At 60.3% G+C, this 26,342-nt stretch carries 26 protein-coding genes and 1 other RNA gene; 22 read left to right on the forward strand and 5 right to left on the reverse strand.

Annotated elements, in window-relative coordinates; genetic code table 11:
* Window positions 1–64: 64 nt before the first annotated feature.
* On the forward strand, window positions 65–1,201 hold the full coding sequence (locus AB4N64_RS00575; protein WP_460121043.1) for an acyl-CoA dehydrogenase family protein: 1,137 nt from the start codon (window positions 65–67) through the stop codon (window positions 1,199–1,201).
* Between the two features lie 127 nt (window positions 1,202–1,328).
* On the opposite strand, the gene AB4N64_RS00580 is transcribed toward AB4N64_RS00575, so the two are convergent.
* Window positions 1,329–2,369, reverse strand: coding sequence for an NADP(H)-dependent aldo-keto reductase (locus tag AB4N64_RS00580; protein ID WP_460121045.1), 1,041 nt, complete (start codon window positions 2,367–2,369; stop codon window positions 1,329–1,331).
* Between the two features lie 245 nt (window positions 2,370–2,614).
* On the opposite strand from AB4N64_RS00580, the gene rplM reads away from it, so the two are divergent.
* The 7 genes from rplM (at window position 2,615) to AB4N64_RS00615 (ending at window position 7,501) form a co-directional block, all read left to right on the forward strand.
* Window positions 2,615–3,043, forward strand: coding sequence for a 50S ribosomal protein L13 (gene rplM, locus AB4N64_RS00585; RefSeq protein ID WP_003228062.1), 429 nt, complete (start codon window positions 2,615–2,617; stop codon window positions 3,041–3,043).
* A gap of 14 nt (window positions 3,044–3,057) precedes the next feature.
* Window positions 3,058–3,450, forward strand: a complete 393-nt coding sequence (rpsI, locus tag AB4N64_RS00590) for a 30S ribosomal protein S9 (protein ID WP_119427677.1) — start codon at window positions 3,058–3,060, stop codon at window positions 3,448–3,450.
* Between the two features lie 266 nt (window positions 3,451–3,716).
* Window positions 3,717–4,310, forward strand: coding sequence for a ubiquinol-cytochrome c reductase iron-sulfur subunit (gene petA, locus AB4N64_RS00595; protein ID WP_368555251.1), 594 nt, complete (start codon window positions 3,717–3,719; stop codon window positions 4,308–4,310).
* Complete coding sequence (locus tag AB4N64_RS00600) at window positions 4,310–5,521, forward strand: cytochrome b (RefSeq protein ID WP_460121048.1); 1,212 nt, start codon at window positions 4,310–4,312, stop codon at window positions 5,519–5,521. The genes petA and AB4N64_RS00600 overlap by 1 nt, the downstream gene beginning before the upstream one ends.
* Window positions 5,521–6,303, forward strand: coding sequence for a cytochrome c1 (locus AB4N64_RS00605; protein ID WP_460121050.1), 783 nt, complete (start codon window positions 5,521–5,523; stop codon window positions 6,301–6,303). Before AB4N64_RS00600 ends, AB4N64_RS00605 begins: the two co-directional genes overlap by 1 nt.
* Before the next feature lie 150 nt (window positions 6,304–6,453).
* Complete coding sequence (locus tag AB4N64_RS00610; protein ID WP_460121052.1) at window positions 6,454–7,071, forward strand: glutathione S-transferase N-terminal domain-containing protein; 618 nt, start codon at window positions 6,454–6,456, stop codon at window positions 7,069–7,071.
* Window positions 7,072–7,087: 16 nt separating this feature from the next.
* Window positions 7,088–7,501 carry a ClpXP protease specificity-enhancing factor gene (locus AB4N64_RS00615; protein ID WP_460121054.1) on the forward strand — a complete coding sequence of 138 codons (414 nt, stop codon included), beginning with the start codon at window positions 7,088–7,090 and terminating at the stop codon, window positions 7,499–7,501.
* A gap of 164 nt (window positions 7,502–7,665) precedes the next feature.
* On the opposite strand, the gene AB4N64_RS00620 is transcribed toward AB4N64_RS00615, so the two are convergent.
* The 4 genes from AB4N64_RS00620 to AB4N64_RS00635 form a co-directional block, all read right to left on the reverse strand.
* Window positions 7,666–8,244, reverse strand: coding sequence for a BON domain-containing protein (locus AB4N64_RS00620; RefSeq protein WP_460121056.1), 579 nt, complete (start codon window positions 8,242–8,244; stop codon window positions 7,666–7,668).
* Entirely contained in the window at window positions 8,241–8,834 is a 594-nt protein-coding gene (locus tag AB4N64_RS00625) for a phosphoheptose isomerase (protein ID WP_368555245.1), read from the reverse strand. Before AB4N64_RS00625 ends, AB4N64_RS00620 begins: the two co-directional genes overlap by 4 nt.
* 89 nt (window positions 8,835–8,923) lie before the next feature.
* Window positions 8,924–9,286, reverse strand: coding sequence for a YraN family protein (locus AB4N64_RS00630; protein ID WP_460121058.1), 363 nt, complete (start codon window positions 9,284–9,286; stop codon window positions 8,924–8,926).
* The gene (locus AB4N64_RS00635; RefSeq protein WP_460121061.1) at window positions 9,286–11,097 is read right to left on the reverse strand and encodes a penicillin-binding protein activator; all 1,812 of its coding nucleotides are present in this window, start codon (window positions 11,095–11,097) and stop codon (window positions 9,286–9,288) included. The genes AB4N64_RS00630 and AB4N64_RS00635 overlap by 1 nt, the downstream gene beginning before the upstream one ends.
* Before the next feature lie 176 nt (window positions 11,098–11,273).
* Here AB4N64_RS00635 and rsmI point away from each other — a divergent pair, with 176 nt between their 5' ends.
* From rsmI to AB4N64_RS00705, 14 genes are all read left to right on the forward strand, one after another.
* The gene (rsmI, locus tag AB4N64_RS00640) at window positions 11,274–12,179 is read left to right on the forward strand and encodes a 16S rRNA (cytidine(1402)-2'-O)-methyltransferase (protein ID WP_460121063.1); all 906 of its coding nucleotides are present in this window, start codon (window positions 11,274–11,276) and stop codon (window positions 12,177–12,179) included.
* A gap of 74 nt (window positions 12,180–12,253) precedes the next feature.
* Window positions 12,254–12,605, forward strand: an RNA gene (gene rnpB, locus AB4N64_RS00645) — RNase P RNA component class A.
* Window positions 12,606–12,960: 355 nt separating this feature from the next.
* A complete protein-coding gene (gene mraZ, locus AB4N64_RS00650) occupies window positions 12,961–13,416 on the forward strand; it encodes a division/cell wall cluster transcriptional repressor MraZ (protein WP_186530428.1) in 456 nt (151 codons plus the stop codon).
* The gene (gene rsmH, locus AB4N64_RS00655) at window positions 13,413–14,360 is read left to right on the forward strand and encodes a 16S rRNA (cytosine(1402)-N(4))-methyltransferase RsmH (protein ID WP_460121066.1); all 948 of its coding nucleotides are present in this window, start codon (window positions 13,413–13,415) and stop codon (window positions 14,358–14,360) included. Before mraZ ends, rsmH begins: the two co-directional genes overlap by 4 nt.
* On the forward strand, window positions 14,357–14,650 hold the full coding sequence (gene ftsL / locus AB4N64_RS00660) for a cell division protein FtsL (RefSeq protein WP_368555240.1): 294 nt from the start codon (window positions 14,357–14,359) through the stop codon (window positions 14,648–14,650). Before rsmH ends, ftsL begins: the two co-directional genes overlap by 4 nt.
* Window positions 14,650–16,389 carry a peptidoglycan D,D-transpeptidase FtsI family protein gene (locus AB4N64_RS00665; protein WP_460126557.1) on the forward strand — a complete coding sequence of 580 codons (1,740 nt, stop codon included), beginning with the start codon at window positions 14,650–14,652 and terminating at the stop codon, window positions 16,387–16,389. Before ftsL ends, AB4N64_RS00665 begins: the two co-directional genes overlap by 1 nt.
* The gene (locus tag AB4N64_RS00670) at window positions 16,389–17,852 is read left to right on the forward strand and encodes a UDP-N-acetylmuramoyl-L-alanyl-D-glutamate--2,6-diaminopimelate ligase (RefSeq protein ID WP_460121068.1); all 1,464 of its coding nucleotides are present in this window, start codon (window positions 16,389–16,391) and stop codon (window positions 17,850–17,852) included. Before AB4N64_RS00665 ends, AB4N64_RS00670 begins: the two co-directional genes overlap by 1 nt.
* Entirely contained in the window at window positions 17,845–19,212 is a 1,368-nt protein-coding gene (locus AB4N64_RS00675) for a UDP-N-acetylmuramoyl-tripeptide--D-alanyl-D-alanine ligase (RefSeq protein ID WP_460121070.1), read from the forward strand. The genes AB4N64_RS00670 and AB4N64_RS00675 overlap by 8 nt, the downstream gene beginning before the upstream one ends.
* Complete coding sequence (gene mraY / locus AB4N64_RS00680) at window positions 19,212–20,294, forward strand: phospho-N-acetylmuramoyl-pentapeptide-transferase (protein ID WP_460121072.1); 1,083 nt, start codon at window positions 19,212–19,214, stop codon at window positions 20,292–20,294. The genes AB4N64_RS00675 and mraY overlap by 1 nt, the downstream gene beginning before the upstream one ends.
* Before the next feature lie 5 nt (window positions 20,295–20,299).
* Entirely contained in the window at window positions 20,300–21,646 is a 1,347-nt protein-coding gene (murD, locus tag AB4N64_RS00685) for a UDP-N-acetylmuramoyl-L-alanine--D-glutamate ligase (protein ID WP_460121074.1), read from the forward strand.
* Window positions 21,643–22,860 carry a putative lipid II flippase FtsW gene (gene ftsW, locus AB4N64_RS00690; protein ID WP_460121076.1) on the forward strand — a complete coding sequence of 406 codons (1,218 nt, stop codon included), beginning with the start codon at window positions 21,643–21,645 and terminating at the stop codon, window positions 22,858–22,860. The genes murD and ftsW overlap by 4 nt, the downstream gene beginning before the upstream one ends.
* The gene (gene murG / locus AB4N64_RS00695; RefSeq protein WP_460121078.1) at window positions 22,850–23,920 is read left to right on the forward strand and encodes an undecaprenyldiphospho-muramoylpentapeptide beta-N-acetylglucosaminyltransferase; all 1,071 of its coding nucleotides are present in this window, start codon (window positions 22,850–22,852) and stop codon (window positions 23,918–23,920) included. The genes ftsW and murG overlap by 11 nt, the downstream gene beginning before the upstream one ends.
* Window positions 23,913–25,373 (forward strand): UDP-N-acetylmuramate--L-alanine ligase, encoded by a 1,461-nt coding sequence (murC, locus tag AB4N64_RS00700; protein ID WP_460121080.1) that lies wholly within the window; start codon window positions 23,913–23,915, stop codon window positions 25,371–25,373. The genes murG and murC overlap by 8 nt, the downstream gene beginning before the upstream one ends.
* Window positions 25,370–26,338 carry a D-alanine--D-alanine ligase gene (locus AB4N64_RS00705; protein ID WP_460121081.1) on the forward strand — a complete coding sequence of 323 codons (969 nt, stop codon included), beginning with the start codon at window positions 25,370–25,372 and terminating at the stop codon, window positions 26,336–26,338. Before murC ends, AB4N64_RS00705 begins: the two co-directional genes overlap by 4 nt.
* Window positions 26,339–26,342 lie beyond the last annotated feature (4 nt).

Consider the following 26,342-nt stretch of genomic DNA (forward strand, 5'->3'; position numbering starts at 1 on the left):
CCTGTATCGGTCCTGCGCCTTAGTCTCTGGAAATCAATCCTCTAACAATAACGACAGGTGCCCCATGATCCCCAGAACCTTGTTCAGTCCCGAGCACGAACTGTTTCGCGACAGCGTGCGCACCTTCCTCGAAAAAGAGGCCGTGCCGTTCCACGGACAATGGGAAAAGCAGGGGCATATCGACCGTCAACTCTGGAACAAGGCGGGGGAGGCGGGGATGCTCTGTTCGCACTTGCCGGAGGCTTACGGCGGGCTGGGCGCAGATTTTCTCTACAGTGCGGTGGTGATCGAGGAAGTGGGACGGCTCGGTTTGACCGGCATCGGTTTTTCCCTGCATTCGGACATCGTCGCACCCTACATCCTGCACTACGGCAGTGAAGCGCTGAAGCACAAGTACTTGCCCAAACTGGTTTCTGGAGAAATGGTCACGGCGATTGCCATGACCGAGCCGGGCGCAGGGTCCGATCTGCAAGGGGTGAAGACCACCGCCGTGCTCGATGGCGACGAATATGTGATCAATGGCTCGAAAACCTTCATCACCAATGGCTATCTGGCGGACCTGGTGATCGTCGTCGCCAAGACCGATCCGAAGGCCGGCGCGAAGGGCACCAGCCTGTTCCTGGTCGAGGCCGGAACGCCAGGCTTCGACAAGGGCAAGCGCCTGGAAAAGGTCGGGATGAAGGCGCAGGACACCTCGGAGCTGTTCTTTCAGGACGTGCGCGTGCCCAAGGAAAACCTGTTGGGGCAGGCGGGGATGGGCTTTGCCTACCTGATGCAGGAGTTGCCACAGGAACGCCTGACCGTGGCGATCGGTGGCCTGGCTTCAGCTGAAGCGGCGTTGCAGTGGACGCTGGACTACACCCGCGATCGCAAGGCGTTCGGCAAGTCGATTGCCGATTTCCAGAATACTCGATTCAAACTGGCGGAAATGGCCACCGAAATCCAGATTGGCCGGGTCTTCGTCGACCGCTGCCTGGAGTTGCACTTGCAGGGCAAACTCGATGTGCCGACGGCGGCGATGGCCAAGTACTGGGGGACCGACCTGCAATGCAAGGTGCTCGACGAATGCGTGCAGTTGCATGGCGGCTACGGTTTCATGTGGGAATACCCAATCGCGCGGGCGTGGGCGGATGCGCGGGTGCAGCGCATTTATGCGGGGACCAATGAAATCATGAAGGAGATCATTGCTCGGGCGCTTTGATCTATTTTCCTGGCCCTGTGGAATCGTCGCACCGCCGCTCCCACAGGTTTTTTGGTGTTCACGCTATCTGTGTTTCACCCGAAAACCTGTAGGAGCGAGCTTGCTCGCGATAGGAGCTAAAGGCCCGTTACGGCGCTGGATTCGGATGATCCTTGTGAATCGCCTCGATCCCCGCCAACACCTCATCCGACAGCTTCAGGTCGAAACTGGCGATGTTGCTGTCCAGTTGCTCCAGGGTCGTGGCGCCGATGATGTTGCTGGTCACGAATGGCTGCTGGGTCACGAAGGCGAGGGCCATTTGCGCCGGGTCCAGGCCGTGTTCACGGGCCAGGGCGACATAACGGCTGCACGCCGCTTCGGACTGTGGATTGAAGTAGCGACTGAAGCGGCTGTAGAGGCTCAGGCGACCTTTCGGCGGGCGGGCGCCCCCTTCGTACTTGCCCGAGAGGAAGCCGAACGCCAGCGGTGAATAGGCGAGCAGGCCGCATTGTTCGCGAATGGCGATTTCCGCCAGGCCGACTTCAAAGCTGCGGTTGAGCAGGTTGTACGGATTCTGGATCGAAACCGCACGCGGCCAGCCACGGGCTTCGGCCAGCGCCAGGAAACGCATGGTGCCCCAGGGCGTTTCGTTGGAAAGACCGATGTGGCGGATCTTGCCGGCCCTGACCTGTTCGTCCAGTGCTTCGAGGGTGTCTTCCAGCGGTGTCAGGTTAGCTTCGATCTTGTGCTTGTAGCCCAATTGGCCGAAGAAGTTGGTGCTGCGTTCCGGCCAGTGCAACTGATAGAGGTCGATGTAATCGGTCTGCAGGCGCTTGAGGCTGGCGTCCACCGCCTCGGTGATGTGCTGGCGGTTGTGGCGCAGGTTTTTATCGCGAATGTAGTCGATGGTGTTGCCGGGGCCTGCAATTTTGCTGGCCAGAATCCAGTCGGCACGGTCGCCGCGGCTCTTGAAGTAGTTGCCGATGTAGCGCTCGGTGGTGGCGTAGGTCTCGGCCTTGGGCGGCACCGGGTACATCTCGGCGGTGTCGATGAAGTTGATACCGGCGCCCTTGGCCCGCTCGATCTGGGCGAAGGCCTCGGCTTCGCTGTTTTGCTCACCCCAGGTCATGGTTCCGAGACAGAGGGCGCTGACGTTCAGATCGGTACGGCCTAGCTGGCGATAGTCCATCGGGTGCTCCTTGGGCAAAACAATCATAAAAGCAGGTTGAAATATTTTTCGCAATCTGCATAATTGCGCACCTCTTTCTGCAGTGGAAGTGATGCGCCGCCGCCGAAGAATCTTGCCGTTGAACGGACGCGCCGACCCGAGCCCCCGAAAGCGTCTGTATCCGGCTGCCTTTGACTTGTCAAAGTACGCACTATTCAGTAAGATCCGCCGTCTAATTTACAGGGCGGCCCCTGAGGCTATAAAGAATGAAAACTTTTACTGCTAAACCGGAAACAGTAAAGCGCGACTGGTTTGTCGTCGACGCTGCTGGTCAGACCCTGGGTCGTCTGGCCACCGAAATCGCGAGCCGTCTGCGTGGCAAGCACAAGCCTGAGTACACTCCTCACGTTGACACCGGCGACTACATCGTCGTTATCAATGCCGAGCAGATCCGTGTTACCGGTGCTAAAACCACTGACAAAATGTACTACTCCCACTCCGGTTTCCCGGGCGGCATCAAGTCGATCAACTTTGAAAAGCTGATCGCCAAGGCCCCTGAGCGCGTGATCGAGACCGCGGTCAAAGGCATGCTGCCTAAGAACCCGCTGGGTCGCGACATGTACCGTAAGCTGAAAGTCTATGCGGGCGCTGCACACCCTCATACTGCTCAGCAGCCCCAAGAACTGAAGATTTAACGGAATAGTTCATTATGTCGGCGACTCAAAATTACGGCACTGGCCGTCGCAAGACCGCAACCGCACGCGTTTTCCTGCGTCCGGGTACTGGTAACATCTCCATCAACAACCGTTCGCTGGAAACCTTCTTCGGTCGCGAAACTGCCCGCATGGTAGTTCGTCAGCCGCTGGAGCTGACCGAGACTGTCGAGAAGTTCGACATCTACGTCACCGTGATCGGCGGTGGTGTAAGTGGTCAAGCTGGCGCAATCCGCCACGGTATCACTCGCGCTCTGATGGACTACGACGAAACCCTGCGTAGCGCTCTGCGCAAAGCTGGCTTCGTTACCCGCGACGCCCGTGAAGTTGAACGTAAGAAAGTCGGTCTGCGTAAAGCGCGTAAGCGTCCGCAGTACTCGAAGCGTTAATTCGCTTTCTCGTTCAAAAAGAACGCCCAGCCCCTTACGGAGCTGGGCGTTTTTTTATGTGCGCGATTTAACAAAGAATTGCTCTGTGACAACGTGCCACATCCGTAGAGCCCCTATACTGCAAGGCTTGGCACTGGAGCCCTTCGGTAATTACCTTGTCAGGATTGGGGCTTTTCATTACCATTCGGCAAAATTTTTATAAGTACATAGTTTTATTTAGTAGATGCCTGATTTAACAGGCCACAAAGCTGATGGGAGAGGACTGAATGAGCAATGACGGCGTGAATGCAGGCCGGCGTCGCTTCTTGGTAGCAGCCACATCCGTGGTGGGTGCTGCAGGAGCGGTGGGGGCTGCGGTCCCGTTCGTGGGGTCATGGTTTCCCAGTGCCAAGGCGAAAGCTGCAGGTGCACCGGTGAAAGTGAATGTCAGCAAAATCGAGCCAGGCCAGCAGATGGTTGCTGAGTGGCGCGGTCAGCCGGTGTTCATCGTCCGCCGTACTGAGGAAATCCTGGGGAATCTGAAAAAGATCGAGGGCCAGCTCTCTGACCCGACCTCCAAGAACTCTGTTCAACCGACTTATGTCGATCCGGAAGTGCGTTCGATCAAGCCCGAGATTCTGCTGCTGATCGGCATCTGCACGCACCTGGGTTGCTCGCCAACCTTCCGTCCGGAAGTGGCGCCCGCGGATCTGGGTAAAGACTGGGTAGGTGGCTATTTCTGCCCTTGCCACGGTTCCCACTACGATCTGGCTGGCCGTGTCTACAAGTCGCAACCTGCGCCTTTGAACCTGCCAGTACCCCCGCATTCCTATGAGTCCGACGAGATCATTGTCGTTGGCGTCGATACGGAGAAAGCGTGATGAGCAAGTTCATGGATTGGGTTGATGCGCGCTTTCCCGCGACCAAAATGTGGGAAGACCATCTCAGCAAGTATTACGCCCCGAAGAACTTCAACTTCTTCTACTTCTTTGGCTCCCTGGCACTGCTCGTTCTGGTCAACCAGATCGTCACCGGTGTCTGGCTGACCATGAGCTACACCCCATCGGCGGAAGAGGCTTTCGCTTCCGTTGAATACATCATGCGCGACGTCGAGTACGGCTCGATCCTGCGTCTGCTTCACTCCACCGGCGCTTCGGCGTTCTTCATCGTGGTTTACCTGCACATGTTCCGTGGCCTGCTCTACGGTTCGTACCAGAAGCCGCGTGAGTTGGTGTGGGTCTTCGGCATGCTGATCTACCTGGCGCTGATGGCGGAAGCCTTCATGGGCTACCTGCTGCCATGGGGCCAGATGTCCTACTGGGGTGCCCAGGTGATCATCTCGCTGTTCGGTGCGATCCCGGTCATCGGTGACGACCTGACCCAGTGGATCCGTGGTGACTACCTGATTTCCGGCATCACCCTGAACCGCTTCTTCGCCCTCCATGTGGTCGCCCTGCCGATCGTGATTCTCGGTCTGGTGGTGTTGCACATCCTGGCCCTGCACGAGGTCGGTTCGAACAACCCGGACGGCGTGGATATCAAAAAACACAAAGACGAAAACGGCATCCCGCTGGACGGTATTCCGTTCCATCCGTACTACACCGTGAAAGATATCGTCGGTGTCGTGGTGTTCCTGTTTGTCTTCTGCTCGATCGTGTTCTTCTTCCCGGAAATGGGTGGTTATTTCCTCGAGAAGCCTAACTTCGAAGTGGCGAACGCCTTCAAGACCCCAGAGCACATCGCTCCGGTCTGGTACTTCACGCCGTTCTACGCGATCTTGCGCGCGGTTCCGGACAAGCTGCTCGGTGTTATTGCCATGGGCGCGGCCATCGCGGTCCTGTTCGTCCTGCCGTGGCTGGACCGTAGTCCGGTCAAGTCGATGCGCTACAAAGGCTGGCTGAGCAAGATCTGGCTGTGGGTGTTCTGCATTTCGTTCGTGATCCTGGGCGTGCTGGGCGTACTGGCGCCAAACCCTGGCCGTACGTTGCTGTCGCAGGTCTGCACCTTCCTGTACTTCGCCTACTTCATTTTGATGCCGTTCTACACCAGGCTCGAGAAGACCAAACCGGTTCCGGATAGGGTGACTGGCTGATGAAAAAGCTATTTGCTGTACTGATTCTTGCTGCTTTGCCTGTACTGTCCTTCGCGGCTGAACATGGTGGTCCGGAGCTGGAAAAGGTCGATATCGACGTTTCCGACAAGGCCGCCATGCAGGATGGCGCACGTACATTCGCCAACTACTGCATGGGCTGCCACAGCGCCAAGTTCCAGCGCTATGAACGTGTTGCCGACGACCTGGGCATTCCCCATGATCTGATGTTGTCGAACCTGGTGCTTACGGGCGCCAAGATCGGCGACCACATGAATATCGGCATGCAGCCGGCGGACGCCAAGACCTGGTTCGGTGCTGCGCCACCTGACCTGACCCTGGTGGCTCGCGTTCGTGGTACTGACTGGCTCTACGGTTACCTGAAGTCGTTCTACGAAGATCCAGCGCGTCCTTGGGGTGTGAACAACAAGGTGTTCCCGAACGTGGGTATGCCTAACGTACTGGTGGGCCTGCAAGGTCGCCAGGTCGTAGGTTGCAAACAAGTGCAGATCGTCGAAGACGGCAAGAAGCAATATGATCCGCTGACCGGTACCGCATTGACTCATGAAGCGTGCGACCAGCTGACCATCGTGCCGAAGAGCGGTGCTCTGACCGAAGAGCAGTTCGATGAGAAGGTGAAGAATCTGGTAACCTTCCTGGCTTATTCGGCTAACCCGGTTAAGTTGCAACATCAGCGCATTGGTACTTATGTCTTGCTGTACCTGGCGTTCTTCTTTGTATTCGCTTACCTGCTCAAGCGCGAATACTGGAAAGACGTGCACTGATAACGTTTCAAGCAATTGCTGTTAATCGCGCGCGCCCAAGGGCGCCTCTGAAAGTGTAACGATCCTGGTCATCCAGGCGTTACGGGAGGCGCCCTCTGGGCGCGCTCGTTTTTCCGCTTTCGATAAATTCTACAAGCGAGGAGGACCGCCATGGGCGTGACCAATCGGTTGGCCTGTTACTCCGACCCCGCCGACCACTATTCCCACCGGGTGCGCATCGTACTGGCAGAGAAGGGTGTCAGCGCCGAGATCATTTACGTGGAAGCTGGCCGCCAGCCGCCTAAACTGATTGAGGTGAACCCCTATGGAAGCCTGCCCACCCTGGTCGATCGTGACCTGGCATTGTGGGAGTCGACCGTGGTGATGGAATATCTGGATGAGCGTTACCCGCACCCGCCTTTGCTGCCGGTTTATCCCGTGGCGCGTGCCAACAGTCGTTTGCTGATTCATCGTATCCAGCGTGACTGGTGTGGCCTGGTAGATCTGATCCTGGATTCGCGAACCAAGGAAGCTGCTCGCGTTGTCGCTCGCAAGGAACTGCGTGAAAGCCTGACTGGCGTGTCGCCGCTGTTTGCCGACAAGCCGTTTTTCCTCAGTGAGGAACAAAGTCTGGTGGATTGCTGCCTATTGCCAATACTCTGGCGATTGCCGATTCTGGGTATCGAACTGCCGCGGCCTGCCAAGCCGCTGCTTGATTACATGGAGCGCCAGTTTGCGCGTGAGACTTTCCAGGCGAGTCTGTCTGGTGTCGAGCGCGATATGCGCTAAGGCTTAAGGAGCCGCTATGAACTCCAGTCGACCTTATCTGGTCCGCGCGCTCTACGAGTGGATTGTGGATAACGATTGCACCCCGCACATGCTGGTCAATTCCGAGTATCCGTCGGTACAGGTGCCTCAAGGTTTCGCCAGTGACGGCCAGATCGTACTCAACGTATCGCCGGCTGCTGTGCGTCATTTGCACATGGACAACGAAGCCGTCAGTTTCGAAGGGCGCTTCGGTGGGGTGCCTCACACCCTGTACGTGCCTATCGCGTCGATTCTGGGCATTTACGCCCGTGAGAACGGCCAGGGCATGGTCTTCGATCTGGAATCGCCTATGGAAGGCGAGGACGAGATCGAGCCGGATGATGACCTGCCTCCACCGGACGATGAACCGCCGCGTCCCAGCGGTCGTCCAAGTTTGAAAGTGGTGAAATAAAAAAAAGGCGATCCAGATGGATCGCCTTTTTTGTGCCCGAGTCCCCCGTAGGAGCGAGCTTGCCCGCGATGGTCGTTAGCGATGACGCGGGCTGTCTGAAGGCCCGCGGTGTCTGGGCTATCATCGCGAGCGTGCTCGCTCCTACAGGGATGGGAATACAGCTATCAGTCGATGTATTCGAACAACTTCACAATCTTCTGCACGCCGGAAACGCTCTGCACCAGATTGGTCGCCTGGGCTGCTTCCTGCTTGGTCAGCAGGCCCAGCAGGTAGACGATGCCGTTCTCGGTGACCACCTTGATGCGAGAGCCCGGGATGTTGGGGTCGGTGAGCATCTGCGTCTTGATCTTCGAGGTCAGCCAGGTGTCGTTCTGGCGGGCCAGGAAGCCTGACGGTGGCAGTACTTGCAGTTCGTTGTGGACCTTTTTGACGCGCTGCACTGCGGCGGCGGCCTGTTCGGCCTTGGCCTTGAGGTCTTCGCGCGGGGTTTGCCCGGCGAGCAGCACAATGCCGTTGTAGCTGGTGACGACGATGTGCGATTCGTTGTCCAGGGCCGGGTCGGCCTTGCGCACGTTCACGCCGACCTTGGTGTCGATCAGGGAATCGTCGATCTTGCTGCCCAGGGTACGTGTGCCGCGGTCGTCATCGATAGGTGCTTCCCGGCTGGCGTTAACCACCGAGGTGCAGCCGCTGATGCCAAGGCACAGGGTCAAGGCCAGAAGGCCAAGGCGATTAGGGGTCATTCTTCACTCCCGAACAGTTGGCTGTCGATCAAGTCGCAAAGGCAATGGATCGCCAGCAGGTGGACTTCCTGGATACGTGCGGTGACGTTGGCCGGTACGCGAATTTCCACGTCCTCGGGCAACAGCAGCGACGCCATGCCGCCACCGTCACGTCCCGTCAATGCTACGACAATCATTTCGCGATCATGTGCGGCCTGGATCGCTTGAATTATGTTGGCGGAGTTGCCGCTGGTGGAAATCGCCAATAACACATCGCCCGGCTGGCCAAGCGCGCGGATCTGCTTGGAGAAGACCTCGTTGTAGCTGTAGTCGTTGGCGATCGAGGTGATCGTCGAGCTATCGGTGGTCAGGGCGATGGCCGGCAGGCTCGGGCGTTCGCGCTCGAAACGGTTGAGCAGCTCGGACGAGAAGTGCTGGGCGTCGCCGGCAGACCCGCCGTTGCCGCAGGACAGCATCTTGCCCTCGTTGAGCAGGGCGTTGACCATGACCTGGCTGGCTTGCTCGATGTGCGGTGCAAGTACGTCCATCGCCATTTGCTTGGTATCGATACTGGCCTGAAAAAGCTGGCGAATTCGGGATTGCATGTCCATCTGTGTGACCTTAATTGGCGCGGCCCACATGAATGTGCAGCCCGCAAAGCAAAGAGCAAAATTTGGGTGTAGGTGTCCGGGGCAGGTGATCAGCTGTCGAAGGCATTCTGCAGCCAATTCAACTCATCGTGATCGCTGTCGATGGCGACCACGTCGAAACGGCAAGGGGAATTGGCCCAACGCGGCTCGCGCTGAAGAAAATACTGCGCGGCAAGGATCAGTTTCTGCTGTTTGCGCTTATCGATGCTATCGAGTGCGCCACCCCATTGAGTGTTTTTTCTGTAGCGAACTTCAACGAATACTACTGTATCGCCCTCCAGCATGACCAGATCAAGCTCACCCCGTTTACACAACCAGTTCTGCGCCAGGAGGCGCAGACCCTGTTGTTGCAGATGCTCGAGCGCATGGCGCTCGGCATCCTTGCCGCGTTGCTGGCGTGACCTCTCGGGCATCAGCGCGGGGTGTTCGGCAGGCGTTTAACCTGGCCGTTGACGAACTCGGCCCAGGGCAACTGACGAACGACGCGTTGGTTCTGCGTCATGCTCAGGCTGCCGGATTGACCTTCGATCTGACTGTCTGGCAGGGCTTTGAGTTGACCCAGGCGCGGGGCCAGGCGATAGGCATCGACCCCCATCGCATACAGGCGACCGAGGCTGCCTGCCGCTTGTGGCCATTGCGCGGTGACTTGTTGGCGCAGCGGGTCGTTGGCTTCCAGCAACCACGGGGTTTCGCAGAAGCGAATGCCGTTCATGTCGTTGTACTGGTTGACGTCGCCGCTGGCACTGAACACGTGAGAGGTGGCGTAGACCGGTACGTCACCGGCGTACTGGAAGTTCAGGGTTGGTTTGATCTGCTGAGCCTGTTGAGGCGTGGCGGCCAGGAAGATGAACTCGATGTCCTGACGACGCGAAGGCTGGGCAGCCACCTGCGAGCCAACGGTGCTTTGCAGGCTCTTGGCGCGACCTTCGCTCTGGCGCAGCTGGAACATGTCGGCAATCTGCTGGGCCAGTTGCACCGGCTGATCGACTCGCTCGGTGGCCACGATGCTGCCGCCATTGGCTTGCCAGTCCTGGCTGAATGCGCGCAGCACGCGATCGCCCCATTCGCCTTTCGGCACCATGATCGCAGCGCGATGCAGGCCGTCGGCGCGAGCGCGGCGAGACACTTCGCGAGCTTCGTCCTCGGCAGCCAGGCCGAACTGGAACAACTGCGCCGGACCCTGCGTGCCCTCGCTGTAGTTCAGTGCCAGGGTGGTGATCGGCAATTGGGGGCGAGTGCTGAGTTGTTTGACCAGCGGCTTTTCCAGGGGGCCGACCACCAGTTGCACACCGTCGGCTTGCGCCTTGCGGTAGAACTCGTCGAGCGACGTCAGGCGCGAGCTGTCATAGAAGGCAATGGCTGGCGGCTTTTGGCCGGCCTGTTGAGCCTGGTAGTGAGCGGCCATGAAACCGTCGCGAAGGGCTTTGCCCACCGAGCCCAACGGGCCGTCTTGTGGCAGCAGCAGGGCGATCTTGCTCAGGGGCTGGCTGGCCAGTTCCTTGAGGTTGGTCAGCGCTTGTGGCAACTGGATGGCGGCCGGGTGTTTCGGGTTCTGGGCGCGCCACTGGTCGATGGCCGCTTGCTGTTGTTCCAGCGTGCCGGCGGTTTTCACCGCCAGCGCCAGGGCAAGCCAGCCGCCGAGGTCGTCGTTGCTCGACGGTTGCAATTGGTCGGTCGGCAGCGAAGCGATCAGTGTCCAGATCGCTTCGTGGTTTTTACTGGCTGCTTCGCCGCTGAGCATCGGAGCAATGAAGATGCGCTCACGAGCGGCCGCAAGGGTCTGACCGTCGGCTTCCAGGGCGCGAGCGCGCACCGTGCCGGTCCGAACCTGTTGCTCGACCGGCAGTTCGGCCAGTTGTTGCAGGCTCGGGTGGTTCAGGGCCGTTAGCGCGGCTTTTGGCTGGTTGCGAGTCATGGCGAGTTCAGCCGCCAGGGTGTTGGCGAACACCTGTTGGCCCGGTTTGAGTTGCTCGACCGGTACCTGTTGCAGGATTTGCGCGGACTGGCCGGCATTGCCCTGGCGATAGGCCAGGTCGGCTGCACTCAAGCGATACAGTGCCGCTTGTTCCGGCGTTTTGCTTTTCGCAGCCTGATCGAGCAGTTGCTCGATGCTGGCATCCGCGGTCCGTGGGATTTCGTCAAGGCTGGAGGACGGCGAGCTGGCGCAGGCCGCCAGTAGGGCAGCGAGGCAGAGGGCAGTAAACAGCCGCAGGCAAGCGATCATGTAGTGTTCCTGATACTCGATCAAATTAGCGTGGAATTGTACCCAAGCACTGGCCGGGGCGCGATGTTACTGGCGTGAATCGATCAATTTAGCTCATGCAATCGTCGCAGGCCGGCATGAAACCTCGAAAAAACCGCGTTTGTCAGTGCCTGTCGAAAGCGTCGCCAAGGGTTACAATGGCGGCTTTTACCGTTCATGAGGTGTGCGCTTTGACTGCCCCAGGTGCTTTGAATTCCGCTGTTGGCTCGCTTTATGTGGTGGCGACGCCCATCGGCAACCTGGACGACATCAGTGCGCGTGCGCTGAAAATCCTGCGGGAGGTGGCATTGATCGCCGCCGAAGACACGCGTCATTCCCAGCGATTGATGCAGCATTTTGGTATTTCCACGCCGCTGGCTGCCTGCCATGAGCACAACGAGCGCGACGAAGGTAACCGCTTCATCGCCCGTTTGCTGGCGGGCGATGACGTGGCGCTGATCTCCGATGCCGGAACGCCGCTGATATCCGATCCTGGTTATCACCTGGTTCGCCAGGCTCGAGCGGCGGGCGTCAATGTGGTGCCGGTGCCGGGGGCTTGCGCCTTGATCGCTGCGCTATCCGCAGCGGGCCTGCCGTCGGATCGGTTCATTTTCGAAGGCTTTTTGCCAGCCAAGACTGTCGGTCGACGTTCCCGCCTGGAGCAGGTCAGGGAAGAGCCGCGCACGCTGATTTTTTATGAGGCGCCGCATCGCATTCTTGAGTGCCTGCAGGACATGGAACTTGTATTCGGACCCGAGCGCCCGGCGTTGCTGGCCCGCGAGCTGACCAAGACCTTTGAAACGCTCAAGGGCTTGCCCCTGGCCGAGCTGCGCGAGTTCGTCGAGTCGGACAGCAACCAGCAGCGCGGGGAGTGCGTTGTGCTGGTCGCTGGCTGGTCCGCCCCCGAGACCGAGGATGCCGTGAGCAGTGAAGCCATGCGCATTCTCGACCTGTTGCTCGAGGAGATGCCGCTCAAGCGGGCCGCAGCCTTGGCGGCGCAAATTACCGGCGAGCGCAAGAACGTTCTTTATCAGGTCGCCCTGGAGAAACAGAAAGGCGAGTGAAAGCCGACGCGCGACGCGCCTGGAGGCGTTTAGCGCTTGTTCTTCGGGCGCTCTGCCGTTAACCTTTGCGGCGGAGAGTCGATCGGACAGTCGCTGCCCTCTATGAAAATTAGGGGGGAGGAAAGTCCGGGCTCCATAGGGCGAAGTGCCAGGTAATGCCTGGGAGGCGTGAGCCTACGGAAAGTGCCACAGAAAATAACCGCCTAAGTGCTTCGGCACCGGTAAGGGTGAAAAGGTGCGGTAAGAGCGCACCGCACGTCTGGCAACAGTTCGTGGCTAGGTAAACCCCACTTGGAGCAAGACCAAATAGGGTCCCAAGGCGTGGCCCGCGCTGGGACCGGGTAGGTTGCTAAAGATGTCCAGTGATGGCCATCGTAGACGAATGACTGTTCAAGACAGAACCCGGCTTACAGATCGACTCTCCACCTTTTCCTTCCTCCCTGTTTATAGTCATGAGCAGGGTGCGCGTAATGGCAATTTCCCTCCTTGTAAATGATTCGCAGAACCCACCTTGTAATACCGAAAAAATCTTACTCTTAATAAATTACTTTAACTTGTGAACGCAGCTTTCTGTGTTCATTCGAATTGTTGGGCAGATTCCACCTCCAGATTCTCGTTACCCCTCCTGATGTGCTCCTAAATCTCAGTTCTGTAAGGGTTTTCCTTTAATCCGCGCCTTGACGGTGCAGTGGGCGCGTTCCTATAGTGTGCGCAAGTGGCGGAAAGTGGCATGAAGTGGGTTTTTTGAGAGCAAAACGCTAATATTTGGAGAAACGCTGACGTGTTTCGCGGAGCTAACGCTATCAGTCTCGACGCAAAGGGCCGTCTCGCCATGCCGAGCCGGTACCGTGACGAGCTCGTTTCGCGTAGTTCTGGACAGTTGATCGTCACCATTGATGCCGTTGATCCATGTTTGTGTGTTTACCCCCTCGATGAGTGGGAAATTATTGAAACCAAGCTGCGCGCACTGCCTTCGCTTCGCGAAGAGAACCGTCGTCTGCAACGTTTGCTGATTGGTAATGCCGTCGACCTCGAGCTCGATGGCAGTGGTCGTTTTCTGGTACCGCCGCGTCTTCGTGAATATGCCAGGTTGGATAAACGCGCGATGTTGGTGGGCCAACTGAACAAGTTCCAATTGTGGGACGAAGATGCCTGGAACGCGGTTTCTGCCGCCGACCTTGCTGCTATTCAACAACCGGGCGCCATGCCTGATGAACTGCGTGATTTGATCTTGTGACTATTGATAGCGGCTTTAACCACATCACCGTACTGCTTGACGAGGCTGTCGAGGCTCTCGCCGTGCGTGCTGATGGCTGCTATCTGGATGGCACGTTCGGGCGCGGAGGGCACAGTCGGTTGATTCTCAGCAAGCTCGGTCCCGATGGCCGGTTGCTCGGATTCGACAAGGATCCTCAAGCGATTGCCACCGGGCAGACGCTAGCGGCCGAAGACGGCCGCTTTGTCGTTGTGCAGCGCAGCTTTGCCGAGCTTGGGTCGGAAGTGACCGAACGTGGTCTGGCCGGCAAGGTGAGCGGCGTTTTGCTCGACCTGGGCGTATCCTCGCCACAGCTCGATGACCCTGAGCGCGGTTTCAGCTTCCTCAACGATGGTCCGCTGGACATGCGCATGGACCCGTCCCGCGGCATCAGCGCGGCCGAGTTCGTCAATACCGCGCCAGTGGAAGAAATTGCCCGCGTGTTCAAGGAATACGGTGAAGAGCGATTCTCCGGACGCATGGCCCGTGCCGTGGTCGAGCGTCGCGACATCACGCCATTCGAGCGCACGGGCGACCTGGCTGAAGTGCTGAAAGTCGCCAACCCGGCATGGGAGAAGGGCAAGAACCCGGCGACCCGCGCGTTCCAGGGCCTGCGTATTCACGTCAACAACGAATTGGGTGATCTGGAAGCCGGCCTCGAAGCCGCACTGGAATGCCTGGAAGTCGGTGGTCGCCTGGTGGTGATCAGCTTTCACTCGTTGGAAGACCGCATCGTCAAACTGTTCATGCGCAAGCTGGTAAAAGGCGAATCCGACAACCTGCCGCGCAACCTGCCGGTTCGTCACGTGGCTTTCGAACCCAAAATCAAAGTCCATGGCAAAGCGCAGTCCGCCTCCGAGGCCGAACTCAAAGCCAATCCACGTGCTCGCAGCGCCGTCATGCGCGTTGCGGAGAAGTTGCGGTGAGCAAGCTTTTCGCCAAACCCCTGCCAGGCGGCAGCTTCTTCATGTTGCTGCTGTTTGTTGGCGTGCTCGTGTCGGCCATCGGCGTGTCCTACAGCGCCCACTGGAACCGTCAGTTATTGAACACGCTGTACAACGAGTTGAGCGTGCGCGACAAGGCGCAGGCCGAGTGGGGGCGGTTGATTCTCGAGCAGAGCACCTGGACCGCCCACAGCCGTATCGAAGTGCTGGCCACCGAACAACTGAAGATGCACATTCCTGGCGCCGCTGACGTGCAGATGGTGGCGCCATGATGAAGCTTGAAGGCGCACTGTTCCCGTGGCGGTTTCGCCTGGTGCTGGGCCTGCTCGGCGTCATGGTCGCGGCCATTTGCTGGCGCATCATCGACCTGCAAGTGGTTGACCGTGCCTTCCTCAAAGGCCAAGGCGACGCGCGCAGTGTTCGCCATATCCCGATTCCGGCACACCGTGGCCTGATCACCGACCGTAACGGCGAGCCGCTGGCCGTCAGTACGCCGGTCACCACGCTGTGGGCCAATGCCAAGGAAATGCAACTGGCCAAAGAGAAGTGGCCAGCACTGGCGGCTGCCTTGGGTCAGGATCCGAAAGCCCTGGCCGAGCGCCTTGAGGCGCAAGCCAACAAGGAATTCATTTACCTGGTTCGTGGGTTGACCCCCGAGCAGGGCCAGTCCGTGCTCGACCTCAAAGTACCGGGCGTCTACGGCATCGAAGAGTTCCGCCGCTTCTATCCTGCTGGTGAGGTGACCGCGCACATGGTCGGCTTCACCGACATCGATGATCACGGGCGTGAAGGCGTCGAGCTGGCCTACGATGAGTGGCTCGCCGGGGTGCCCGGCAAGCGACAGGTCATCAAGGACCGGCGCGGGCGACTTATCAAAGATGTTCAGGTGACAAAAAACGCCAAGGCCGGCAAGCCCTTGGCGTTGTCCATTGACCTGCGCCTGCAATACCTGGCCAACCGCGAGTTGCGTAACGCGATCATCGAGAACGGTGCCAAGGCCGGCAGCCTGGTGATCATGGACGTGAAGAGCGGCGAGATCCTCGCCATGGTCAACCAGCCGACCTACAACCCGAACAACCGTCGCAACCTGCAGCCGGCAATGATGCGTAACCGCGCGATGATCGACGTGTTCGAGCCAGGCTCGACCATGAAGGCGATCTCCATGAGTGCCGCCATCGAAACCGGACGCTGGAAACCAACCGACAGCGTCGAGGTTTACCCGGGCACGCTGCAGATCGGCAAATACACCATCAAGGACGTGTCCAAGACCGAAGGTCCGGTGCTGGACATGACCGGCATCCTGATCAACTCCAGTAACGTCGGTATGAGTAAGGTGGCCTTCGACATCGGTGGCGAAACCATCTTCCGTCTGGCGCAGAAGCTCGGCCTCGGCCAGGACACCGGTCTGGGCTTCCCGGGTGAGCGTGTGGGCAACCTGCCCAACTACCGCGAATGGCGTAAGGCCGAAACGGCGACGTTGTCCTACGGCTACGGTATTTCCGTGACTGCAATCCAGTTGGTCCATGCCTTCTCGGCCTTGGCCAACAACGGCCGCCTGGCACCACTGACCCTGATCAAGACCGACAAGGCACCGCAAACCACGCAAGTGCTGCCGGAAAACGTCGCGAAAACCATGCAGACCATGCTGCAGCAAGTGATCGAAGCACCGCGCGGTGTATTCCGTGCCCAAGTGCCGGCGTATCACGTGGGCGGCAAGTCCGGTACTGCACGTAAAACCTCGGTCGGCACCAAAGGCTATGCCGAAAACTCTTATCGCTCGCTGTTCGCCGGTTTCGGGCCGATGAGCGACCCTCGCTACGCCATCGTCGTTGTCATCGATGAGCCCACCAAGGCCGGCTACTTCGGTGGCCTGGTCTCTGCGCCCGTATTCAGCAAAGTGATGTCCGGGACCTTGCGTCTGATGAATATCACGCCGGACAACTTGCCGCCTGTCCAACAGGCCAACGCGGTTCCGGCCATTCCACTGAAAGCCAATGGAGGGCGCGGCTGATGTCTCTAAGCCTGAACAAGATTTTCGCCCACGCTGGCCGCGATCTGCTGATCCGTGAGTTGACGATCGACAGCCGCAATGTGCGCGCCGGCGACCTGTTCCTGGCCGTGCCGGGCGGACGCTTCGATGGCCGCGCGCACATTGGCGATGCCTTGCAGCGCGGTGCGGCGGCGGTGGCTTATGAAGTCGAAGGCGCCACCGTGTTGCCGATCACCGACGTTCCGCTGATTCCGGTCAAGGGGCTCGCGGCGCAACTGTCGGACATCGCCGGACGTTTTTACGGTGAGCCGAGCCGTCACCTGAACCTGGTGGGCGTTACCGGCACCAACGGCAAAACCAGTGTGACCCAATTGGTGGCCCAGGCTCTGGACCTGCTCGGCCAGCACTGCGGCATCGTTGGAACATTGGGCACCGGTTTCTACGGCGCGCTGCAAAGCGGCCTGCACACCACGCCGAACCCGATTGCGGTGCAGGCGACCCTGGCCGACTTGAAAAAGGCCGGCGCCAAGGCTGTCGCCATGGAAGTGTCATCCCACGGACTGGACCAGGGCCGGGTAAGCGCATTGGCGTTCGACGTGGCGGTGATGACCAACCTGTCCCGCGATCACCTGGATTACCACGGCACCATGCAGGCCTACGGCGAAGCCAAGGCCAAGCTGTTCGCCTGGAACGACCTGAAATGCCGGGTGGTTAACCTCGATGACGATTTCGGCAAGCAACTGGCCAGTGAAAAACGTGAGTCGCGGCTGATTACCTACAGCTTGCTCGACCGCAGCGCCTACCTGTTCTGCCGCGATGCGCAATTCGACGACGAAGGCGTACGCGCCACGCTGGTCACGCCGCAAGGCGAGCACCATTTGCGCAGTACCTTGCTCGGCCGGTTCAACCTGAGCAACGTGTTGGCCGCCATTGGCGCCTTGCTCGGTCTGGATTACGCACTGGATGAAATTCTCAAGGTCCTGCCCGAGCTCGAAGGCCCGGCAGGGCGCATGCAGCGCCTGGGTGGCGGCACTCAGCCGCTGGTGGTGGTCGACTACGCCCACACCCCGGATGCGTTGGAAAAAGTACTGACGGCGCTGCGTCCCCACGCCAAGGGCCGATTGCTCTGCCTGTTCGGTTGCGGCGGTGATCGCGATCGCGGCAAGCGTCCGCTGATGGCCGAAGTGGTCGAGCGTTTGGCCGATGGCGTCCTGGTCACCGATGACAACCCGCGTACCGAAGATCCCTCGGTGATTTTCGATGACATCCGCGCCGGTTTCTCGAATGTGGATAACGTCACCTTCGTGGCGGGTCGCGGCCAGGCCATCGCCCAGTTGATCGCCAGAGCTTCGGCGGACGATGTGATCGTTCTGGCCGGCAAGGGGCACGAGGACTACCAGGAAATCAACGGCGAGCGCCATGATTTTTCGGACCTGGTCGAGGCCGATCGCGCCCTGACCGCGTGGGAGGTGGCCCATGCTTAAAGCTTTGAAACTCAGTGAACTGACCACCGCCCTCAGCGGCCGCCTGGTCAGCAAGGACGCCACTTTCAACGGCGTCAGCATCGACAGCCGGGCCATCCAACCGGGCCAGTTGTTCATCGCGCTGACCGGTCCGCGTTTTGATGGTCATGACTATCTGAATGAGGTCGCGACCAAAGGCGCCGTTGGCGCGCTGGTCGAACGGGAAGTTTCTGACAGCACCTTGCCGCAACTGCTGGTCGGCGATACCCGTCAGGCGCTGGGGCAACTCGGTGCGTTGAACCGTGCAGCCTTCGACAAGCCCGTCGCCGCCGTGACCGGTTCCAGCGGCAAGACCACGGTCAAGGAAATGCTCGCCAGCATCCTGCGCACGCGCGGGCCTGTGCACGCCACCCGTGGCAATCTGAATAACGACCTCGGCGTACCGCTGACCCTGCTCGAGCTCGCGCCGGAGCACAGCGCCGCCGTCATCGAACTGGGCGCGTCGCGCCTCGGCGAGATTGCCTACACCGTCGCTATGACCAAGCCCCACGTCGCCATCCTCAACAACGCCGGGACTGCCCACGTTGGCGAGTTTGGCGGCCCGGACAAGATCGTCGAAGCCAAGGGCGAGATCATCGAAGGGCTGGCCGCCGATGGCGTCGCCGTGCTCAATCTTGACGACAAGGCATTCGACATCTGGAAAACCCGCGCCGCCGGTCGCAGGGTGCTGACATTCGCCCTGACCAACAGCCAGGCGGACTTCCATGCCAGCGACCTGTCCACCGATGCTCGTGGTTGCCCGTCGTTCAAACTGCACAGCCCCGAAGGTGTGGAGCACGTTCAACTGAACCTGCTCGGCACCCATAACGTGGCCAACGCCATGGCCGCTGCTGCGGCAGCGTATGCCCTGGGCGTGTCGTTGTTCGGTATCGCCACCGGCCTTGGCGCGGTGCAGCCGGTCAAGGGCCGCACCGTGGCGCAGCTGGCCAGCAATGGCATGCGCGTGATCGATGACACCTATAATGCGAACCCCACTTCCATGTGCGCAGCCGTTGATATTCTCGCCGGCTTTCCCGGCCGCACCGTCCTGGTGCTCGGGGACATCGGCGAATTGGGCGACTGGGCGCAGCAGGGGCACCACGACGTGGGCGAGTACGCCCGTGGCAAGGTCTCGGCTCTGTATGCCGTGGGTCCGATGATGACTCACGCCGTGAACGCTTTTGGCGATCAGGCTTATCACTTTGCCACCCAGGCAGCGCTGATCGAGGCCCTTGGCGCCGAGCAAGACACAAACACCACCATTTTGATCAAGGGTTCGCGCAGCGCGGCGATGGAAAACATCGTCGCGGCCTTGTGCGGGTCCAGTCCGGAGAAACATTAATGCTGCTGCTGCTAGCGGAGTATCTGCAACAGTTCTACAAAGGCTTCGCGGTCTTCCAGTATCTGACCCTGCGCGGGATTCTGGGTGTGTTGACCGCGCTGGTCTTGTCGTTGTGCTATGGCCCCTGGATGATCCGCACCCTGCAGAACCGTCAGATCGGCCAGTCCGTTCGCAACGATGGTCCGCAATCGCACCTGTCCAAGTCGGGTACGCCCACCATGGGCGGCGCACTGATCCTGTCTTCGATCGGCGTCAGCACGCTGCTGTGGGCTGACCTGAGCAACCGTTATGTCTGGGTGGTCTTGCTGGTCACCCTGCTGTTCGGCGCCATCGGCTGGGTGGATGACTACCGCAAGGTCATCGAGAAGAACTCCCGTGGCCTGCCAAGCCGCTGGAAGTATTTCTGGCAGTCGGTGTTCGGCCTCGCGGCGGCGATCTTCCTGTACAAGACCGCAGCAACGCCGGTCGAGACCACGCTGATCCTGCCGATGCTCAAGGACCACAGCATCGCGCTGGGCGCGGGCTTCATCGTCCTGACCTATTTCGTGATTGTCGGCTCGAGCAACGCGGTCAACCTGACCGATGGCCTCGACGGCCTGGCAATCATGCCGACCGTGATGGTCGGCGGTGGCCTGGGGATCTTCTGCTACCTGTCGGGTAACGTGAAGTTCGCCGAATACCTTCTCATTCCTTATGTACCGGGCGCGGGCGAGCTGATCGTGTTCTGCGGCGCGCTGATCGGTGCGGGCCTGGGGTTCCTCTGGTTCAACACCTATCCGGCCCAAGTCTTCATGGGCGACGTCGGCGCACTGGCGCTCGGCGCAGCCCTGGGCACCATCGCGGTGATCGTTCGCCAGGAAATCGTGCTGTTCATCATGGGCGGCGTGTTCGTGATGGAAACCCTGTCGGTGGTCATCCAGGTGGCCTCCTTCAAATTGACCGGTCGCCGTGTGTTCCGCATGGCGCCGATACACCACCACTTTGAACTCAAGGGCTGGCCCGAGCCACGCGTGATCGTCCGTTTCTGGATCATCACCGTGATTCTCGTGCTGATCGGCCTTGCCACCCTGAAGCTGAGGTAGAACGAGTGTCTCTGATCGCTTCTGACCACTTCCGCATCGTTGTCGGCCTCGGCAAGAGCGGCATGTCCCTGGTTCGCTTCCTGGCGAGCCGGGGCACGTCGTTTGCCGTGGCCGATACGCGCGAAAACCCGCCGGAACTGGCCACGCTCAAGCGTGACTATCCGCACGTGGAAGTGCGTTGTGGCGAGCTGGACGTCGAATTCCTGTGCCGTGCCGATGAGCTCTACGTGAGCCCCGGCCTGGCATTGGCGACCCCGGCCCTGCAGGCGGCCGCGGCCCGTGGCGTGAAGTTGTCCGGCGACATCGAGCTGTTCGCGCGTCACGCGAAGGCACCGATCGTGGCCATCAGCGGTTCCAACGCGAAAAGCACCGTGACCACCCTGGTGGGCGAAATGGCTGCAGCCGCAGGCAAGCGCGTCGCCGTGGGTGGCAACCTGGGCACGCCGGCGCTGGACCTGCTGGATGACGACATCGAGCTGTACGTCATGGAGCTGTCGAGTTTCCAATTGGAAACCACCGACCAGCTCAACGCCGAAGTGGCGACCGTGCTCAACATCAGCGAAGACCACATGGACCGCTACAGCGGCCTGCCGGCCTATCACCTGGCCAAGCACCGGATCTTCCGCGGTGCCCGGCAGTTTGTGGTCAACCGGCAGGACGCCCTGACCCGTCCGTTGATGGGCGAAGGTCAACCTTGCTGGACCTTCGGCCTGGGTAAACCCGATTTCAAGGCCTTTGGTATCCGCGAAGAGAACGGCGAGAAATATCTGGCCTTCGAATTCCAGAACCTGATGCCGGTGCGCGAGTTGAAAATTCGCGGTGCCCATAACCAGTCCAACGCCCTCGCGGCCTTGGCGCTGGGGCATGCGGTCGGCCTGCCGTTCGATGCCATGCTCTCGAGCCTGCGCACCTTCGCGGGCCTCGAGCACCGCTGCCAATGGGTCCGAGACCTGGACGGCGTGAGTTACTACAACGACTCCAAGGCCACCAATGTGGGCGCTGCACTGGCCGCCATCGAAGGCCTGGGGGCCGACATTGACGGCAAGCTGGTGCTGATCGCCGGTGGCGATGGCAAGGGTGCCGAATTCAAGGACCTGCGCGATCCGGTGGCTGCCAACTGCCGTGCCGTGATCCTGATGGGTCGTGACTCGGACAAGATCGGCGCGGCCATTGGCGATGGTGTGCAACTGATCCGTGTCGCGTCGCTGGTCGAAGCGGTGGAGCAATGCCGCACCGTTGCGCAAGCCGGTGACGCGGTGCTGCTGTCGCCAGCCTGCGCCAGTTTCGACATGTTCAAGAACTACGAAGACCGTGGTCACCAGTTCGTCCATGCAGTGGAGGATCTGGCATGAGCCTTTTGAACATCATCAAGCCGTATCCGTCGCCGATCATCACCGGGCGTGGTATCGACCTCGACTTCCCGATGCTGGCCGGCTGCCTGGCGCTGCTGGGGCTGGGGCTGGTGATGATTGCCTCGGCATCGACCGAAGTAGCGGCGGTGCAATCGGGCAGCGCGCTGTATTACATGATTCGCCACCTGATCTACGTGGCGCTGGGTCTGGGTGCCTGCATTGTCACGATGATGGTCCCGATCGCCACCTGGCAACGCCTGGGCTGGATGATGCTCATTGGTGCGTTTGGCTTGCTGGTGATGGTGATCATCCCCGGGATCGGCCGCGAAGTGAACGGCTCGATGCGCTGGATCGGCTTCAGCTTCTTCAACGTCCAGCCGTCCGAGATCGCCAAGGTCTTCGTGGTGATCTATCTCGCCGGTTACCTGGTGCGTCGCCAGAAAGAAGTGCGCGAGAGCTGGATGGGTTTCTTCAAGCCGTTCATCGTGCTGTTGCCGATGGCCGGCCTGCTGCTGATGGAGCCGGACTTCGGCGCCACCGTCGTCATGATGGGGGCCGCAGCGGCGATGCTCTTCCTCGGTGGGGTCGGACTGTTCCGTTTCTCGCTGATGGTGGTCCTGGCCGTCGCGGCGGTGGTGTTGTTGATTCAAGTGCAGCCGTATCGGATGGCGCGCCTGACCAACTTCGCTGACCCGTGGGCCGACCAGTTCGGTGCCGGCTATCAGTTGTCCCAGGCGCTGATCGCGTTTGGTCGTGGCGAATGGCTCGGCGTTGGCTTGGGCAATAGCGTGCAGAAGCAGTTCTACCTGCCCGAAGCCCACACTGACTTCGTATTCTCGGTTCTGGCCGAAGAACTGGGTGCCGTGGGGTCGTTGTTGACCGTGGCGCTATTCGTTTTCGTTTGTGTGCGCGGCATGTACATCGGTTATTGGGCCGAGAAGTCCAAGCAGTTCTTCGCCGCCTATATCGCCTATGGCTTGTCTTTCCTTTGGATTGGTCAATTCCTGATCAATATCGGGGTGAACGTCGGCCTGCTGCCAACCAAGGGCCTGACCTTGCCGTTCCTCAGCTACGGCGGCAGCTCGTTGGTGATCTGCTGCGCCTGTCTGGGTTTGCTGCTGCGTATCGAGTGGGAGAGTCGGACCCACCTGGGCAGCGAGGAAATGGAGTTCCATGAGAGCGACTTTGCCGAGGAGCCAAGACATGGGCGCTAACGTCCTGATCATGGCCGGCGGCACCGGTGGCCACGTGTTCCCGGCGCTGGCCTGTGCCCGCGAATTCCAGATGCGCGGCTACACGGTGCATTGGCTGGGGACGCCGCGCGGCATCGAAAACGACCTGGTGCCGATGGCCGGTATCGAGTTGCATCGAATCAACGCCAGTGGCCTGCGTGGCAAGGGCAAGTTGTCCCTGCTCAAGGCGCCGTTCATGTTGCTCAAGTCGATCTGGCAGGCGCGCACGATCATTCGTCAGTTGCGCCCGGCATGTGTCGTCGGATTTGGCGGTTATGTGACCGGTCCTGGTGGTGTTGCGGCCAAACTGGCCGGTGTGCCGGTGATCGTTCACGAACAGAACGCTGTGGCCGGTACCGCCAATCGGTTGCTGGTGCCGTTGGCCGCCCGAGTCTGTGAAGCGTTCCCCGACACCTTTACCCTGTCGGACAGCCGACGGACCACGGGTAATCCAGTGCGCTCCGAGCTGTTCCTCGACACCCCGCGACCTGCCCTGGCAGGTCGCAAGGCGCGTTTGCTGATCCTGGGCGGAAGCCTGGGCGCAGAACCGTTGAACAAGTTGCTGCCAGAAGCCCTGGCGCAAGTCGCTCCCGACCTGCGCCCGGAAGTGTTCCATCAGGCTGGCAAAAAACACGATGAAGTGACTGCAGAGCGCTATCGCGCCGCTGGCGTCGAGGCGCAAGTGCAGCCTTTCATCAAAGACATGGCCCAAGCCTATGGCTGGGCTGACCTGGTGGTGTGCCGTGCAGGCGCATTGACCATCAGTGAACTGGCCGCCGCCGGTCTGCCCTCGATGCTGGTGCCTTTGCCCCACGCGATCGACGACCACCAGACCCGCAACGCCGATTATTTGGCCCGCGAAGGTGCTGCCTTCCTGATGCCGCAAAGAACGACTGGTGCAGCGGATCTTGCCGCTCGCCTGACAGAGGTTTTGATGCAACCACAACGACTCACTGACATGGCGGCCGCTGCCCGTCGCCTGGCCAAACCCGATGCCACCCGTAACGTGGTCGATACCTGCCTGGAGGTGGCCCATGGTTGAGAATCAGAAAGCCATGCCACAACCGGAAATGCGCCGCATCCGTCACATCCACTTCGTGGGTATCGGCGGCGTGGGCATGTGCGGCATCGCCGAAGTGTTGCTGAACCTGGGTTATGAAGTGTCCGGCTCCGACCTCAAAGCGTCGCCGGTGACTGAGCGCCTGGAAACCTTTGGTGCGCAGATTTTCATTGGTCACCGCGCCGAAAACGCCGCTGCCGCTGACGTGCTGGTGGTGTCGAGCGCGGTGAACACCTCCAACCCGGAAGTTGCCACCGCGCTGGAGCGTCGCATTCCCGTGGTGCCGCGCGCCGAAATGCTGGCCGAGCTGATGCGCTATCGCCACGGCATTGCCGTTGCCGGTACCCACGGCAAAACCACCACCACCAGCCTGATTGCCTCGGTGTTTGCCGCCGGTGGCCTGGACCCGACCTTCGTCATCGGTGGCCGCCTGAACGCCGCGGGCACCAATGCACAACTCGGTACCAGTCGTTACCTGATCGCGGAAGCCGATGAAAGTGACGCCAGCTTCCTGCACCTGCAACCGCTGGTGGCCGTGGTGACCAATATTGACGCCGACCACATGGCGACCTACGACGGTGACTTCAACAAACTGAAGAAAACCTTTGTCGAGTTCCTCCACAACCTGCCGTTCTACGGCCTGGCCGTGGTATGTCTCGATGATCCAGTCGTGCGTGAAATCCTGCCTCAGGTCAAACGTCCGACCGTGACCTATGGCTTCGGCGACGACTGCGACGTGCGTGCGATCAATGTACGCCAGCAGGGTATGCAGACGTTCTTCACCGTACTGCGTCCTGACCGTGAGCCACTGGACGTCTCGGTGAACATGCCGGGCAATCACAACGTGCTCAACGCACTGGCGACCATCTGCATTGCCACCGACGAAGGCGTCAGTGACGAAGCCATTGTCCAGGGGCTGTCCGGGTTCCAGGGCGTGGGTCGACGCTTCCAGGTCTACGGCGAACTGCCGGTCGAAGGCGGCAACGTGATGCTGGTCGACGATTACGGTCACCACCCGACCGAGGTCGCCGCCGTGATCAAGGCCGTACGCGGTGGCTGGCCGGAGCGCCGGTTGGTGATGGTTTATCAGCCGCACCGCTACAGCCGGACCCGTGACCTGTACGACGATTTCGTCCAGGTGCTGGCCGACGCCAACGTCCTGTTGCTGATGGAAGTGTACCCGGCAGGCGAAGAGCCGATCCCGGGCGCTGACAGCCGCAAGCTGTGCAACAGCATCCGTCAGCGCGGCCAGCTCGACCCGATCTACATCGAGCGCGGTGTCGACCTCGCGCCCGTGGTCAAGCCGCTGCTGCGTGCCGGCGACATCCTGCTGTGCCAGGGCGCCGGTGATGTGGGCGGCCTCGCTCCGAATCTGTTGAAAAGTCCGTTGTTCACCGGCGCCGTGGCGGCACCGGCCGTGGGGAAATTGAAATGACTGCTGCATACGCGAACCTCGTCTCCACTGTCGCGCCGAAGGACTTCGGTCGCGTCGCCGTGCTGTTCGGCGGCAAGAGTGCCGAACGTGAGGTGTCCCTGAAGTCGGGCAACGCGGTCCTCCAGGCGCTGCAAGACGCTGGCGTTGACGCATTCGGCCTCGACGTCGGAGACGATCTGTTGCAGCGGCTGCTGAGCGAGAAAATCGACCGGGCCTTCATCATTCTCCACGGTCGTGGCGGTGAGGACGGCAGCATGCAGGGGCTGTTGGAGTGCCTGGGCATTCCGTACACCGGCAGCGGCATCCTCGCGTCGGCGTTGGCCATGGACAAGCTACGGACCAAGCAGGTCTGGCACAGCCTCGGCATCCCGACGCCGCGTCACGCCGTGTTGACTTGCGAGGCCGATTGTATTTCGGCAGCGACGGAACTGGGCTTTCCTTTGATCGTCAAACCGGCCCATGAAGGTTCAAGTATCGGTATGGCCAAAGTGACTTCCTGCGACGCCTTGATCGACGCCTGGAAAGCGGCCAGTACCTACGATTCGCAAGTGTTGGTCGAGCAATGGATTCAAGGTCCCGAGTTCACCATCGCCACGCTGCGTGACCAGGTGTTGCCTCCGATCGCCCTGGGCACGACACACAGTTTCTACGACTACGACGCCAAGTACATCGCCAACGATACCCAGTACCGCATTCCATGCGGGCTGGACAGCACCAAGGAACAGGAACTGATGGACCTCACGGCCAAGGCGTGTGAGGCGTTGGGTATCGCCGGTTGGGGCAGGGCAGACGTGATGCAGGATGCTGACGGTCAATTCTGGTTCCTTGAAGTCAACACCGCACCGGGCATGACCGATCACAGCCTGGTGCCGATGGCGGCACGTGCCGCCGGCCTGAATTTCCAGCAACTGGTGCTGGCAATCCTGGCGGCAAGCATTGCCGACAACGAAGAGCCGCGAGGGTAAGTCC

This window comes from Pseudomonas sp. S2_C03, assembly GCF_054668405.1.

Coding starts and splice junctions, on each gene's coding strand:
- AB4N64_RS00705 (WP_460121081.1), top strand. CDS start 25,370: ATGACTGCTGCATACGCGAACCTCGTCTCCACTGTCGCGCCGAAGGAC.
- AB4N64_RS00675 (WP_460121070.1), top strand. CDS start 17,845: ATGCTTAAAGCTTTGAAACTCAGTGAACTGACCACCGCCCTCAGCGGC.
- AB4N64_RS00605 (WP_460121050.1), top strand. CDS start 5,521: ATGAAAAAGCTATTTGCTGTACTGATTCTTGCTGCTTTGCCTGTACTG.
- AB4N64_RS00620 (WP_460121056.1), bottom strand. CDS start 8,244: ATGACCCCTAATCGCCTTGGCCTTCTGGCCTTGACCCTGTGCCTTGGC.
- ftsW (WP_460121076.1), top strand. CDS start 21,643: ATGAGCCTTTTGAACATCATCAAGCCGTATCCGTCGCCGATCATCACC.
- rsmI (WP_460121063.1), top strand. CDS start 11,274: ATGGCGGCTTTTACCGTTCATGAGGTGTGCGCTTTGACTGCCCCAGGT.
- rpsI (WP_119427677.1), top strand. CDS start 3,058: ATGTCGGCGACTCAAAATTACGGCACTGGCCGTCGCAAGACCGCAACC.
- AB4N64_RS00615 (WP_460121054.1), top strand. CDS start 7,088: ATGAACTCCAGTCGACCTTATCTGGTCCGCGCGCTCTACGAGTGGATT.
- murG (WP_460121078.1), top strand. CDS start 22,850: ATGGGCGCTAACGTCCTGATCATGGCCGGCGGCACCGGTGGCCACGTG.
- AB4N64_RS00575 (WP_460121043.1), top strand. CDS start 65: ATGATCCCCAGAACCTTGTTCAGTCCCGAGCACGAACTGTTTCGCGAC.
- AB4N64_RS00600 (WP_460121048.1), top strand. CDS start 4,310: ATGAGCAAGTTCATGGATTGGGTTGATGCGCGCTTTCCCGCGACCAAA.
- AB4N64_RS00665 (WP_460126557.1), top strand. CDS start 14,650: ATGAAGCTTGAAGGCGCACTGTTCCCGTGGCGGTTTCGCCTGGTGCTG.
- mraY (WP_460121072.1), top strand. CDS start 19,212: ATGCTGCTGCTGCTAGCGGAGTATCTGCAACAGTTCTACAAAGGCTTC.
- AB4N64_RS00580 (WP_460121045.1), bottom strand. CDS start 2,369: ATGGACTATCGCCAGCTAGGCCGTACCGATCTGAACGTCAGCGCCCTC.
- AB4N64_RS00610 (WP_460121052.1), top strand. CDS start 6,454: ATGGGCGTGACCAATCGGTTGGCCTGTTACTCCGACCCCGCCGACCAC.
- AB4N64_RS00635 (WP_460121061.1), bottom strand. CDS start 11,097: ATGATCGCTTGCCTGCGGCTGTTTACTGCCCTCTGCCTCGCTGCCCTA.
- AB4N64_RS00625 (WP_368555245.1), bottom strand. CDS start 8,834: ATGGACATGCAATCCCGAATTCGCCAGCTTTTTCAGGCCAGTATCGAT.
- murC (WP_460121080.1), top strand. CDS start 23,913: ATGGTTGAGAATCAGAAAGCCATGCCACAACCGGAAATGCGCCGCATC.
- AB4N64_RS00670 (WP_460121068.1), top strand. CDS start 16,389: ATGTCTCTAAGCCTGAACAAGATTTTCGCCCACGCTGGCCGCGATCTG.
- rplM (WP_003228062.1), top strand. CDS start 2,615: ATGAAAACTTTTACTGCTAAACCGGAAACAGTAAAGCGCGACTGGTTT.
- AB4N64_RS00630 (WP_460121058.1), bottom strand. CDS start 9,286: ATGCCCGAGAGGTCACGCCAGCAACGCGGCAAGGATGCCGAGCGCCAT.
- petA (WP_368555251.1), top strand. CDS start 3,717: ATGAGCAATGACGGCGTGAATGCAGGCCGGCGTCGCTTCTTGGTAGCA.